Annotated in this window: 12 protein-coding genes; 7 read left to right on the top strand and 5 right to left on the bottom strand. The window is 57.0% G+C overall.

Annotated features, from left to right (window positions below; translation table 11 throughout):
* The first annotated feature begins 114 nt into the window (after positions 1–114).
* From GAO09_RS00570 to hspQ, 4 genes are all read left to right on the top strand, one after another.
* Entirely contained in the window at positions 115–453 is a 339-nt protein-coding gene (locus tag GAO09_RS00570) for a P-II family nitrogen regulator (RefSeq protein ID WP_006727717.1), read from the top strand.
* A 60-nt stretch (positions 454–513) separates the two neighbouring features.
* Positions 514–1923 (top strand): type I glutamate--ammonia ligase, encoded by a 1410-nt coding sequence (gene glnA, locus GAO09_RS00565; protein ID WP_153352135.1) that lies wholly within the window; start codon positions 514–516, stop codon positions 1921–1923.
* A gap of 122 nt (positions 1924–2045) precedes the next feature.
* Positions 2046–2969 (top strand): DMT family transporter, encoded by a 924-nt coding sequence (locus GAO09_RS00560; protein WP_153352134.1) that lies wholly within the window; start codon positions 2046–2048, stop codon positions 2967–2969.
* Positions 2970–3076: 107 nt separating this feature from the next.
* Positions 3077–3406 carry a heat shock protein HspQ gene (gene hspQ, locus GAO09_RS00555; RefSeq protein ID WP_153352133.1) on the top strand — a complete coding sequence of 110 codons (330 nt, stop codon included), beginning with the start codon at positions 3077–3079 and terminating at the stop codon, positions 3404–3406.
* Between the two features lie 72 nt (positions 3407–3478).
* Here hspQ and GAO09_RS00550 read toward each other — a convergent pair whose 3' ends face one another.
* The 5 genes from GAO09_RS00550 to GAO09_RS00530 form a co-directional block, all read right to left on the bottom strand.
* Positions 3479–4501, bottom strand: a complete 1023-nt coding sequence (locus GAO09_RS00550) for a TAXI family TRAP transporter solute-binding subunit (RefSeq protein WP_153352132.1) — start codon at positions 4499–4501, stop codon at positions 3479–3481.
* Positions 4502–4681: 180 nt separating this feature from the next.
* Complete coding sequence (locus tag GAO09_RS00545) at positions 4682–5710, bottom strand: TAXI family TRAP transporter solute-binding subunit (protein WP_153352131.1); 1029 nt, start codon at positions 5708–5710, stop codon at positions 4682–4684.
* Between the two features lie 199 nt (positions 5711–5909).
* Positions 5910–6932 carry a TAXI family TRAP transporter solute-binding subunit gene (locus GAO09_RS00540; RefSeq protein WP_153352130.1) on the bottom strand — a complete coding sequence of 341 codons (1023 nt, stop codon included), beginning with the start codon at positions 6930–6932 and terminating at the stop codon, positions 5910–5912.
* A gap of 26 nt (positions 6933–6958) precedes the next feature.
* A complete protein-coding gene (locus GAO09_RS00535; protein ID WP_153352129.1) occupies positions 6959–7885 on the bottom strand; it encodes a hypothetical protein in 927 nt (308 codons plus the stop codon).
* A gap of 527 nt (positions 7886–8412) precedes the next feature.
* The gene (locus GAO09_RS00530; RefSeq protein ID WP_153352128.1) at positions 8413–9048 is read right to left on the bottom strand and encodes an invasion associated locus B family protein; all 636 of its coding nucleotides are present in this window, start codon (positions 9046–9048) and stop codon (positions 8413–8415) included.
* 273 nt (positions 9049–9321) lie between these two features.
* Here GAO09_RS00530 and GAO09_RS00525 point away from each other — a divergent pair, with 273 nt between their 5' ends.
* From GAO09_RS00525 to GAO09_RS00515, 3 genes are read left to right on the top strand one after another with little or no spacing between them, the layout of a single operon-like run.
* Positions 9322–11127 (top strand): extracellular solute-binding protein, encoded by a 1806-nt coding sequence (locus tag GAO09_RS00525; protein WP_153352127.1) that lies wholly within the window; start codon positions 9322–9324, stop codon positions 11125–11127.
* A 52-nt stretch (positions 11128–11179) separates the two neighbouring features.
* Positions 11180–11851, top strand: coding sequence for a DsbA family oxidoreductase (locus tag GAO09_RS00520; protein ID WP_153352126.1), 672 nt, complete (start codon positions 11180–11182; stop codon positions 11849–11851).
* A gap of 4 nt (positions 11852–11855) precedes the next feature.
* Positions 11856–12806 carry a DMT family transporter gene (locus GAO09_RS00515; protein ID WP_153352125.1) on the top strand — a complete coding sequence of 317 codons (951 nt, stop codon included), beginning with the start codon at positions 11856–11858 and terminating at the stop codon, positions 12804–12806.
* The last annotated feature ends 2 nt before the right edge of the window (positions 12807–12808 follow it).

The following is a 12808-nucleotide window of genomic DNA, read 5'->3' as shown; positions in this document are numbered from 1 at the left end:
CGCCTAAGGCTAGGATATTTAACACATCATGGGCCTTGGATTGGCATGATACCTGCATTATCAAGGCTAAGCGGGGAGTGCCTGCTCCAGGGAGAAGCGGAGAGATATTTTTTCATGAAGAAGATCGAAGCGATCATTAAGCCCTTCAAGCTCGACGAAGTGAAGGAAGCCCTTCAGGAAGTCGGCCTGCAAGGCATCACCGTGACGGAAGCGAAGGGTTTTGGCCGACAGAAGGGCCATACCGAGCTTTATCGCGGTGCGGAATACGTGGTGGATTTTCTGCCAAAGGTGAAAGTCGAGGTCGTGCTCGCGGACGAGAATGTCGAGGCGGTCATCGATGCCATTCGTAACGCGGCCCAGACTGGACGCATCGGCGATGGCAAGATATTCGTTTCGAACGTGGAAGAAGTGGTCCGTATCCGCACCGGTGAAACCGGCATCGACGCGATCTAATAACGCCCGGTCCATCCAAGGACCGGCACCTCATCATTCTCACACCCAAGGAAAGATTCCATGACGACCGCAAGCGACATCATGAAACAGATCAAGGAAAACGACGTCAAGTTCGTGGACCTGCGCTTTACCGATCCCAAGGGCAAGCTGCAGCACGTCACCATGGACGTTGTCGCCGTAGACGAAGACATGTTTGCCGATGGCGTCATGTTCGACGGTTCCTCGATCGGCGGCTGGAAGGCCATCAACGAATCGGACATGGTGCTGATGCCCGATCCGGCCACCGTCCACATGGACCCGTTCTTCGCGCAGTCGACCATGGTCGTCATCTGCGACATTCTCGATCCGGTCTCCGGCGAAGCCTATAACCGCGATCCGCGCGGTACCGCCAAGAAGGCCGAAGCCTACCTCAAGGCCTCCGGCGTGGGCGATACCGTTTTCGTCGGTCCCGAGCCTGAATTTTTCGTGTTCGACGACGTCAAGTACAAGGCCGACCCTTACAATACAGGCTTCAAGCTTGACGGTTCGGAACTGCCGTCCAACGACGATACCGACTATGAAACAGGCAACCTTGGTCACCGCCCGCGGGTCAAGGGTGGCTATTTCCCGGTTCCGCCGATCGACAGCCTGCAGGACATGCGTTCCGAAATGCTGACGGTTCTGTCGGAAATGGGCGTTGTCGTCGAAAAGCATCACCACGAAGTTGCGCCAGGCCAGCATGAGTTGGGCGTCAAATTCGATACGCTGGTGCGCAACGCCGACAAGGTGCAGATCTACAAATATGTGGTCCACCAGGTCGCCAATGCCTATGGCAAGACGGCAACCTTCATGCCGAAGCCGATCTTTGGCGACAACGGCTCGGGCATGCACGTGCACCAGTCGATCTGGAAAGACGGCAAGCCGACTTTTGCCGGCGACGAATATGCCGGCCTGTCTGAAAGCTGCCTGCACTACATCGGCGGTATCATCAAGCATGCCAAGGCGATCAACGCCTTCACCAACCCGACGACAAACTCCTACAAGCGTCTGGTTCCGGGTTATGAAGCACCGGTTCTGCTGGCCTATTCGGCTCGCAACCGCTCGGCTTCGTGCCGCATCCCGTTCGGCACCGGCCCGAAGTCGAAGCGCGTCGAAGTCCGCTTCCCTGATCCGCTGGCGAATCCCTACCTCGCCTTCGCCGCCATGCTGATGGCCGGCCTCGACGGCATCAAGAACAAGATCCATCCGGGCAAGGCCATGGACAAGGATTTGTACGACCTGCCGCCGAAGGAACTGAAGAAGATCCCGACCGTCTGCGCGTCGCTGCGTGAAGCGCTCGAAAACCTCGATCGCGATCGCAAGTTCCTGACCGCCGGCGGCGTCTTCGATGACGACCAGATCGACGCTTATATCGAACTGAAGATGGTCGAAGTGATGCGTTACGAAATGACGCCTCATCCAGTTGAGTTCGACATGTATTATTCGGCCTGATCTGCCGGATCCTATCGCGTGTGCGGTTCAAGCCGCATGCTGGAAACGGCGGGATGAAAATCCCGCCGTTTTTCGTTTCACCCGTCCAGAATACTTCCCATCAATTCATTTGCCGGTGCGCCATGCCCGATCAGACAAAGCCCAATGCGGCCCGCCCGCTCGACTGGGTCATTTTTGCTCTCGTTCCTTTTTTCTTTTCCACCAACATCATTTTCGGCCGGGGCATCATTGGCGATGTCGCGCCTTATACGACGGCCTTCCTACGCTGGACCGGATCGACGCTGGTCACCCTGCCCTTCATTTTTGCCGATCGTCGCGCCGCATGGTTCTTCGTCAGCCGGCATTTCTGGCTCTGGCTGGTGCTGGGCGGGCTTGGCATGGGCATTTGCGGCGGCGTGGTCTATTGGTCGCTGAACTACACGACGGCTGCCAATGGCACGCTGATCTACACGACTTCGTCGCTGTTCATCATTCTCTTCCAATGGATGTTTTCCGGACGCAGCATTGGCCTCCGAGAACTGGCAGGCATGGCGATCGCCTTTGCCGGCGTCATCGTCATCGTGTTGCGCGGTGACATCTCCGCGCTGCTGGATCTCGATTTCAACATCGGTGATTTCGGCATCCTGATCGCGGCGATTTCCTTTGCCATCTATTCGATCCTTCTGCGCCAACCCGCCCTGCAAAACCTGCAACCGCTGTCGCTATTCGGCGTGATCGCACTGTCGGGCGCTCTCGTGCTTCTGCCGCCAACCGTCTACGAAATCTTCACAGGCGGTCCCATGCCCGATGAGCCCATGGACTGGGCCAAGATCGCCGGCATGGTTGCCTTTGCTTCTCTTGCCGCCTTCTATTGCTTCCAACAGACGGTGCGCGTCTTTGGTCCGGCACAGGCAGGCGTCACGCTGTACCTCATGCCACCAGTCTCCATCGTCATGGCGATCATCTTCCTTGGCGAGAGTTTTGCCGCCTATCATGCCGTGGGAATTCTGCTTGTGGTTGGCGGCGTCGTGCTGGCCACGATGCCAAACAAGGGGAAAAGAAAGTAACGGTCCAAGAATTTCCACATTTTCGGGAGCTTTTTACCTGCTCGGGCATTGCCCTTGTAGCGTGGGAATGGAGTGACCACATAATGTTGCGAAAGGAAGTTCGCGCCATGAAACAACGCAACGCAAAATTCACCATCGGCGAAGTCGTTCGCCACAAGGTTTTCCCATTCCGCGGCGTCGTGTTCGATGTGGATGCCGAATTCGCCAACTCCGAAGAATGGTGGAACGCGATACCGGCAGATATCCGCCCCGACAGGGACCAGCCCTTTTATCACCTGCTCGCCGAAAATGACGACCAGGAATATGTGGCTTACGTCTCCGAACAGAACCTCATCCATGACGACAGCGAGCAGCCGCTTCGCAGCGACAATGTGATGCGCATCTTTGATCGCGCACCGTCAGGCGAACTGAAGCCGAAGTCGATATTGGCACACTGATAGCTGGCATTATTGCCAATGAAAAAAGGGCGCCTTGCGGCGCCCTTTTTTATGTCTGTCAGCGGTCGGCGATCATCTCTTGAGATGCTGCTCCAGCAGCTGAAGATATTCGTTGTTACCGACGTCATCGACCGTGTTTGTGCATGATACCTTATAAGTCGGATCAAGCCCCTTGCGGACACACATTCCGACTTCCCAACCCTTCGGTACCTCGGTGAGGTCGATGTCCTTCCACTTCGGGTGACCGGTCCGGCGCAGTTCGTCGATATTGTCGACAACCAGATTGGTAAAGTCGGCAACAGCCTTGCACGCCGTATTGTAATAGGCGTTCTTGCCGGTTCCGTATTCATAGGTCATCAGCAGGGTCTTGACCGCGACCGTCTGGACCGGCGATCTCTGGTAGGGATACATGCCGGCCGGAATCGTGACCTGCTTGTAGCTTGCCCGCAGCAATTCCTCAGTAATCGGCACAAGGTGGAAGGTGTCGTCGATCCTGCGGTCGGCCAAGGCCTCGACCGGCGCGCCGGCAACGCGGATCATCGCGTCGATTTCCCCCTGTCGCAGAAGCTCGATCATCTCGTCAGTCGTCCCTGTAACGCGTTCGGCGACTGGAATGCGGAGAATGTCGAACATCAGCTGTGAGGTGAGATAGGCCGTGCTGTCCTTTTCGCCAACGCCGATACGCTTGCCACGGAGATCCTGCAGGGTGCGGATATTCGCGGGCGCCAGAACGTGAACCTCGGCGTCGTAGAGCGGCAGCATGATACGCATGCCCTGCACTGCCGCGCGGACATCGGCACTCTCGGTTTTGTAGCTGTTCAGATAGTTCAGAAGATCGCTGTCAACGATGCCGAACTGGGTGTTGTGGCGATTTCGAACACCAAAGAAGCTTTCCAGCGCGCCCTTGGACGAGACCACGCTCAAAGGCAGGCCGCACCGGTCTCCGAGGCCGGCGATATCCTTGGCGATGAGGCCCTGAGTGGAGCCAGCCCCGGCGGCCATAATATGGCGTTCCGCCTCCTGGGCAGAAGCAGCTTGAGGCGCGAGTGCGCCGACAAACGACAGGGCGATGACGTTAAGTACCGCGAATTTCATAGTCTTTCCCGATGTAATGTGAGTTGTATTGTTTTTATATTGCGTATTCGATGTATATTTTCGCGGTAACTGGAGCGGCTCTCGCCTGATCCGTCAGATTTCCGACGCAACAGGCTCGAGTAGTAAAAGAGGAAGCGCAATAAGCGGCGCTCCCTCGATCTCTGATTTAAGCCATTCGCCTTACCGTTGCTTTAAACGCTCCTGCAGCAGGTTGAGGTATTGCTGGTTTTCAGCATTTCCGGCGGCCTGCGTGCAGGAAACCTTGTAGTTCGTATCCAGCCCCCTGCGCACGCACATGCCGACCTCCCAGCCTTTGGGCACTTCGGTCAGGTTTACGTCCTTCCATTTCTGGTGGCCGCTGCGCCGCAATTCGTCGATATTGTCCACGATCAGGCTGGTGAAATCGGCCACGGTTTTACAGGCATTGTCGTAATAGCTGTTTTTGCCCGTGCCATATTCGTAGGTCATCAACAGTGTCTTCACGCTGACCGTCTGCACCGCTGTTTTCTGGAAGGCGTAAATGCCAGCCGGCAAGGTTGCGTTCTTGTAGCTCGCATGCAGTACCTGATCGGTGATCGGCACGAGGTGGAAAGAATCGTCGATCCTGCCGTCGTTCAGCAGTGCCAGCGGCGCACCGCCGACACGCACCAGCGCGTCGATTTCACCCTGGCGCAGCAATTCGACCATATCGTTGCCGGAACCGCGAACCCGCTCGGCAACCTGTATGCGCAGGATGTCGAAAATCAGCTGAGAGGTCAGGTAAGCAGAACTGTCCGGCTCGCCCACACCAACCCGCTTGCCGCGAAGATCCTGCAGGGTCCTGATACCCTCGCGCGCCACAACGTGGACCTCTGCATCGTAGAGCGGAAACATGATGCGCATGCCCTGAATGGCCTGTCGCACATCACTGTTCTGGCCCTGGTAACTGTTCAGGTAAGTCAGGATGTCACCATCCACGATCCCGAACTGGGTGTTGTGACGGTTGCGTACGCCGAAGAAGTTTTCGAGTGAACCTTTTGAGCCAACCACGTTTACCGGCATGCCGCACTTGTTGCCCAAGTCAGCAATGTCACGGGCGATCGCCAACTGAGTGCCGCCGCCACCGGATGCCATGATGTTGCGGTCGGCCTCGGCCGAAAACCCCGCCCGAGGCGCCCAAATGCTGCCGACAATGGCCAATGCAATCAGCCCCATAGCTCTCATATTCATCGAATTCTCCTCCAAATCCCAATCTCTCAGCCCCTCAGGCTGTCGCTCCAAATCTGCATTGCGGCGCGTGGAGGATTGCTCCGCCTTGCGCCAAATATCTCCATTTGCGGAGCCGCCCTCTCCGCCGTCACACTCATCCGCAAAGGCCGGCGATCCTCAGAGGTGCGCCGGCCCTGCCATTTCAAATTGAAAAACAGTTCTACTGACGAAGGCGATCGCGCAGCAGGTCCAGATACTGCTGATTATCGGCACTTTCAGTCTCGGTGCAGCTGACCTCGTAGGTCGGCTCGAGGCCTTTGCGCACACAGGCACCCACTTCCCAACCCTTTGGAATTTCCGTCAGGTTGAGGGTTTTCCATTTCGGATGGTGGCCGCTGCGTCGCAACTCATCGAGATTGCCGACGATCAAGTTGGTGAAATCCGACACAGCCTTGCACGAATTCCGGTAATAGGCGTTTTTCTCCGAACCATATTCGTAGGTCATCAGAAGTGTCTTGCTGGCAATCGTCTTGATTGGCTCACGCTGAAACGAATAGGTGCCTGCCGGCAGTGTTACCGGCTTGTAGCTGGCATGCAGCACGTCGTCGGTGATCGGCACCATGTGGAACGAACCGTCGACACGACCATCCGTGAACATGGGCATCGGCGCATTGCCCACCTTGAGCAGCGCATCGATTTCACCCTGACGCAGAAGTTCGATCATCTCATCGGCCGAACCGGTCACGCGTTCGCTCACCTGAATACGAAGAATGTCGAGGATGAGCTGCGAGGTGAGATAGGCGGTGCCGTCCTTCTGGCCGACGCCCAGGCGTTTGCCGCGAAGATCCTGCAGGCTGTTGATGCCGGCGCGCGCGACGACATGCACTTCGGCGTCATAGAGCGGCAGCATGATGCGCATGCCCTGAATGGCCTGCTTCACGTCCTCGTTGGAGCCGCGATATGCGGACAGGTAGTTGAGGATATCGCTGTCTACGATACCGAATTGTGTGTTGTGGCGGTTTCGAACACCGAAGAAGTTCTCCAGCGATCCGTGCGAGTCGACGACATGGAGCGGAAGACCGCACTTGTTGCCCAGTTCGGCGATATCGCGGGCGATCATTGTCTGACTGCCCCCTTCCATCGACGCCATGATGTTTCGATCGGCTTCCTGTGCCCGGACGACGCCAGGCAAAACGCTACCAATCAATGCCAATGCAAACAAATTAAGTGCTAAACGCTTCAAACATGCCCCCTAATTGATTTGGTGGATCAGCAATCGCTATCGAGATCACGAACCAGATTTCGTAGCGGTACAACCGGCACTGGATTGCCGAATACTTTTTCAAGGCTGACGGTTACGCATGCACCGGCAACCAGTTCATCCTTCAGGCCACCTCGCTGAGAAACCGAAAGTGTGTCGAGGCCCGTGGCCTTCTCAAGGGCCGATTCAACATCTGCCACGCTGCGTGAGGTGTTGGCGGGACGCATGTTCGATGTGCTCGAAGTGGCGTCACTCTCCATCTCGTCTCTGCGGTCGGACAGGGCTGCACTTCGGCTCGCCGTATCTTCGATGATCCGCTGCAGGGCAATGGAATCGTCATTGGCTCGCCCGCTTACCTGGTTGTTATCCGTGGAAGCTGAAACAGCACGCTCTGTCCGCTCGTCGGACGCCGACTGGGAACCGAATGCTGTGGAGCCAGACCCACCAGGGGCGGCATAGGACAATGCGCCCTGCGAAGGCTGAACCGGGTTGGACACGGCAACCGCAGTCGCCGGCTGATGTTGTTGCGAGGCTTTCTGTTCCTGCTGCACCTTTTCAAGCGTCGTGGCCGCCTGAGCGGCAGTCTGTTCGGCCTGTTGACGCCGGCGAGCCTCATCGCTCACCTGGTCACGAAGCGCCTCTACCTGCATCTGCAGTTCGGCAGCCTTGGTCGCCGCTTGCCGCGCCTCTTCTTCCCACCGGCCTTTATCGCTGCCCACGCGGGCACCGTTGACGGCTTTGGCGTGATCGCTGACAGCCGGAGCAGGTATTGTCAGCGACGTAGTATCAGGCTGCGACTGACCGAAAAAGCTCATGACAGCCGCGCCTGCAATCAACGCGACCGGCACTGCCATAGCCCAGGTTACCGCGCTAAAGCCCATAAAGCGGTGCGAGCCGCCATCCACATCTTCTACTTCGTCCCAACGAGTACGCAATTGCAGAACCCTTTTTCTAATTGGGCGTGTTGTACCGTTATGTTACTTATTCAGCAACTTTGAAATCCCACAATCTCTCGCAAACTACTTATTTAGGGTAAACAAGGTTAGCGCGCCCCTGTTGTTTCAGGGAAACTTAATGTAGCAGCAGTAAAGATTTAGAAATATTCTCGCAATGGTGAGATAGACTAAGGCAAAACAGCCATAGGTTGAGTATATAACTTAAAAAATGATGACCAAATCGACGCTACTACGTTTTCCTCGAAGGTCAATGCCGTTTTGCCAGCGGGTAACTTGAATTTCAGTTCAGACGTCTGGATAAAACAGAATCTGTGTTACAATAAGTCCCGCGTATACAAACATGGTTGCGATCCGGGTAAATCTACCTTGTTTTGGCTGTTTTATTCTTGCCGCCAAGCAGCAACCGACGTGTAGGACATCTGGCTCAATTGAAAACAAAAAAAGGGACGCCCGAAAGAGCGTCCCTTTTTCATCTTGTGAAACGGCATCACTGGATGCCGGAAAAATTACTGACCCTGCTTGGCCGCGTTCTGCGCGTCCTCAAGCTTCTTGCGGGTTTCTTCGGCCTTCTTCTGCATGCCTTCCTGCAGCGAACGCTGGCTTTCGGCAACCTGCGATTCCGAGATTGCCGGACCATCGTAAACGCCGGTGAAGCCGGACAGCGTGATCTTGATCGGGTTCGGCGCGCGACGGAAGTTGACCGAGGTGAAGACAACTTCAGTACCCTTCTTGAGGGCAGCGAGGTTGGCGTCCGTCAGCGGCGCTTCGGCGATGCACTTGTCCGGCAGGCAGACGGTGTAATCCATCTTCTGGCCCTTGCCGCCATCGATCTGCATGGTGATGCCCGGGGGCAGCAGACGTGCGGTCGGAACCGAAACCTGCATGATCTTGCGGGTTTCCTTGCCCTGAAGGGTCATCATGCCAACGGCGGTGATGAGCTGGCCGTTCTGGGCGAGCTGGACGTTCTGGACGACGCAAAGGTCGTTTTCGCCCTGCTTGGCGCAGGTCTTGTACCACTGGCCCGGCGCCGGGCCGGCCGGTGCTGCCTGCTGAGCGGAAGCGGCAAAAGGAACTGCGGCCGTGCCGACCGTCAGAGCCAGAGCCGACAGGGCTCGCGAAAGTTTGTTTGCGTTAAGCGTCATAACGAAATCCGTCTCCTGAAATCCGTCCGAGAGCGACGAGGCCGCTCGATATCGGGTTGTCTTCCTGCGTTCACCTGTCGGTCAAATGAGGCATTTGAATGACCCCCAGCGTTGAGCAATCTGTTACATCGCGGTTTCGCCGATATCCAGTGCCCGCGAGAATTTTCTTCGTATCAACCTTTATTTCTGCGGGGTTTGATTTGGTTTCCGCCGCATCCTTGGTCTATTTTGCGCAGAATCATAAAGCATAATCTTCGAATGAAAGCCGCCCATATGCGCAGACCGTCAGCCTTACTTCTTGTCTTCTTGGCAGCCGGAACAGCAGCGGCGGAACCGCTTCACGGCATTGCCATGCATGGCCAGCCGGCGCTCAGCGGCGATTATACTCATTTTCCCTACGTCAATCCAAACGTGAAAAAGGGCGGGCGCATCACTTATGGTGTCGTCGGCACGTTCGACAGCCTCAATGCATTCAATCTGAAAAGCATCCGCACCACCGCCCGCGGCATCTGGGATCCGGAATTCGGCAACCTCATCTACGAATCACTGATGACACGTTCGGCCGATGAACCGTTCACGCTCTACGGGTTCCTTGCGGAAAGCGTCGAATGGGATGACGACCGAACCTTTGTGCAATTCAATCTGAATCCCAAGGCAAAATGGTCGGACGGCCAACCCGTCACCCAGGACGACGTGATCTTTTCTTTTGAAGTGCTGCGCGACAAGGGCCGTATTCCCTTCTCGCAACGCCTGAACTCAGTGGAGAAGATGGAAAAGGTTGGCGAACACGGTGTTCGCTTTACCTTCAACGACAAGGCGACGCGCGAAACACCACTCATTCTCGCCACATCGACCCCGATCCTGCCTAAACACGCGATCGATGTGGAGACTTTCGAACAATCTACGCTGAAACCGCCGATCGGTTCAGGCCCTTATCGCATCAAGTCGGTCTCGCCGGGCGAGCGCATCGTTTATGAGCGCAATCCCGATTATTGGGGCAAGGACATTGCCTCAAAGGTCGGTTTCGATAACTACGACCAGATTGCCATCGAATATTTCCTGCAGGACAACACCCTGTTCGAAGCCTTCAAGAAGGGGGCAATCGACCTATACCCGGATGGCAGCCCGACACATTGGACCCGCGCCTACAATTTCCCTGCCGTCACCAATGGCAGCATCGTCAGGGATGCCTTTCAGCCGCAACTGCCGACCGGCATGCTCGGTTTCGTATTCAACGTCCGTCGGCCATTGTTTGCTGACGTGCGTGTCCGCGCTGCACTGTCGCTAGCCTTCGATTTCGAATGGGCCAACAAGAACCTGTTTGATGACGCTTACACCCGTACCGAAAGTTTCTGGCAGAACTCACCGCTCTCGGCGCTCGGAAACCCAGCCGATGAACGGGAACTGGCTGTGCTCGGCAAGGCCAGGGACCGCATCGAGCCGGACATCCTGAACGGCACCTATCGTCTGCCGAAAACAGACGGTACAGGCGGCGACCGGAAAGTGCTGAAAAAGGCCGTCGATCTGTTGGCGGAGGCCGGCTACACCATCCGCAATCGCCGCATGGTCGACAAGAAGGGTCGCCAGCTTGCCTTCGAGGTGATGACGCAGACGCAGGATCAGGAAAAATTGGCCATTGCCTATCAGCGTAGTCTTCGCCTGATCGGTGTTTCGATGAACATCCGCACCGTCGACGATTCGCAGTATCAGAGCCGCTCTGGTACTTTCGATTACGACATGATCGTCAAATCCTATCCGTCATCTTTGTCGCCGGGTATCGAACAGGTTGGTCGCTGGGGCTCCGTCGCTGCAAAGGCGCAGGGCAGCTTCAATTATGCCGGCACGGCAGACCCGGATCTCGACCGCATCATGGATGCGATGCGCCTTGCCCGCGACCGGGAGGATTTTCAGGCCTCCGTGCGCGCCTTTGACCGCCTGCTTCTATCGGGCCATTATGTCGTGCCGCTCTACCACGTGCCGCAAAAATGGGTGGCGCGCTGGAAACGCATCGATCACCCGCAAACCTTGCCGCTATATGGTCACCAGTTCTCCAGCTGGTGGGACGCCCGCGTACAATAATCTCATCCTGCCGCCTCCTCCCATGCGGCTGTTCTGACATAAGGAGTTCCAGATGGAACGGCTCACTATCGACCTCGTCTCGGACGTCGTCTGCCCCTGGTGTTATCTCGGCAAGGCCCGCCTCGAGCTTGCCATTGCCGAGGTGCAGGACGAAGTCGGCATCGACATCAACTGGCGCCCCTACCAGCTCAACCCGGACATCCCGGCCGAGGGCGTCGACCACCACAAGTATCTTGCGGAGAAGCTGGGCGGCGAGGATGCTGTCAGGGAGGGTCACGAACGCCTCACCGCTTTCGGCAAGGAAGTCGGTATCAATTTCGATTTCGCCGCCATCAAGATTGGCCCGAACACGCTGGATGCGCATCGCCTGATGCACTGGGCGATGATGGAAGGCCGCGAACTTCAGGACAAGGTGGCGACGGCGCTCTTCAAGGCCAATTTCGAAGACGGCAGAAATGTCGGCAATCACGCCGTGCTGCTCGATATCGCAGAACAGTCTGGTCTCGACACCAAGGTTATCGAAAACCTGCTCAAGTCAGATGCGGACAAGGATACGGTGCAGGCCGAAATCACTGCGGCCAAGGACATGGGCGTTACCGGCGTGCCTTTCTTTATCATCGATCAGCAATATGCGGTGAGCGGCGCCCAGACCCCAGATGTGCTCGCCAACGCATTCCGCGAAATCGCCGCCTCCAAGGCCGAAGCGCGCAAGGGCATGAACTAGGACCATGGCCAACGTCTCCGCAGACCATGCTCTCAAAGGCGTCCTGATCGCCTTCGTTTCCTTCGCCGCCTTTGCCTTCAGCGATGCCAGCGTCAAATTGCTGGAAGGCACACTCAGCCCCTATCAGGCCGCCTTCCTCGGTGCCATTTTCGGCGCCATGGCCCTGCCCTTCATCATGAAGCCCGGCGACCGCTGGACCGACATCTTCGCCACCACCAACCGCCCGCTCTGGATCCTGCGTTTTGCAGCGCAGGCCGGTGGCACCATCGGCAGCGTCACCGCCTTCACCCATCTGTCCATGGCGGAAGCCTTTGCGCTGATTTTTCTGCTGCCCTCCTTCGTCACCATCATGTCCGTTCTCTTCCTCAAGGAGAAGGTCGGGTTTCGCCGCTGGGGTGCCGTCATCATCGGCTTCGTCGGCGTGATGATCGTTCTGCGCCCGGGTTTTCGCGAGCTTTCCATCGGCCATCTCGGCGCCGTCTTCGGCGGCCTGAGCGGTGCGATCTCGATCGTCATTTTTCGCGCCATGGGCCCGTCGGAAAAGAACATCTCGCTTTATGGCGCAGGCGTTCTCGGCACATTGGTCGTCTGCGGAGCTCTTGCGATTCCGGGCTTCCAGGTGCCGACAATGATGCAATGGGTCTGGCTCGCGGGTTACGGCGGTTTTGCCGCCATCGCCGCCATCCTGCTGATGTATGCGGCGGCTTACGCGCCCGCCACTCTGATCGGGCCGACTCAATACAGCCAGATGTTATGGGCAGTGCTGTTCGGATATCTCGTTTTCGGCGATCACATCGACCTGCCGATGATGATCGGCATTCTGCTGATCGTCGGTTCCGGCCTTCTGACATTGATGCGCGAACGGGTGCGCGGCACACCGCTGCCGCCATCGATCGGCACCGATGCTCAGGCTGCCGCCATGGTCTCGCCGGAAGAACCGGCCGAGCATAAATAACG

The sequence above is a fragment of the Endobacterium cereale genome (genome assembly GCF_009617585.1).
GTDB classification, from domain to species: Bacteria; Pseudomonadota; Alphaproteobacteria; order Rhizobiales; family Rhizobiaceae; genus Neorhizobium; species Neorhizobium cereale.
This window is presented reverse-complemented; position numbering and strand designations above follow the sequence as displayed.

Bases quoted from the DNA above. Each gene is read 5' to 3' on its own strand.
- GAO09_RS00570 (WP_006727717.1), top strand. From the start codon at position 115: ATGAAGAAGATCGAAGCGATCATTAAGCCCTTCAAGCTCGACGAAGTG.
- glnA (WP_153352135.1), top strand. From the start codon at position 514: ATGACGACCGCAAGCGACATCATGAAACAGATCAAGGAAAACGACGTC.
- GAO09_RS00560 (WP_153352134.1), top strand. From the start codon at position 2,046: ATGCCCGATCAGACAAAGCCCAATGCGGCCCGCCCGCTCGACTGGGTC.
- hspQ (WP_153352133.1), top strand. From the start codon at position 3,077: ATGAAACAACGCAACGCAAAATTCACCATCGGCGAAGTCGTTCGCCAC.
- GAO09_RS00550 (WP_153352132.1), bottom strand. From the start codon at position 4,501: ATGAAATTCGCGGTACTTAACGTCATCGCCCTGTCGTTTGTCGGCGCA.
- GAO09_RS00545 (WP_153352131.1), bottom strand. From the start codon at position 5,710: ATGAATATGAGAGCTATGGGGCTGATTGCATTGGCCATTGTCGGCAGC.
- GAO09_RS00530 (WP_153352128.1), bottom strand. From the start codon at position 9,048: ATGACGCTTAACGCAAACAAACTTTCGCGAGCCCTGTCGGCTCTGGCT.
- GAO09_RS00525 (WP_153352127.1), top strand. From the start codon at position 9,322: ATGCGCAGACCGTCAGCCTTACTTCTTGTCTTCTTGGCAGCCGGAACA.
- GAO09_RS00520 (WP_153352126.1), top strand. From the start codon at position 11,180: ATGGAACGGCTCACTATCGACCTCGTCTCGGACGTCGTCTGCCCCTGG.
- GAO09_RS00515 (WP_153352125.1), top strand. From the start codon at position 11,856: ATGGCCAACGTCTCCGCAGACCATGCTCTCAAAGGCGTCCTGATCGCC.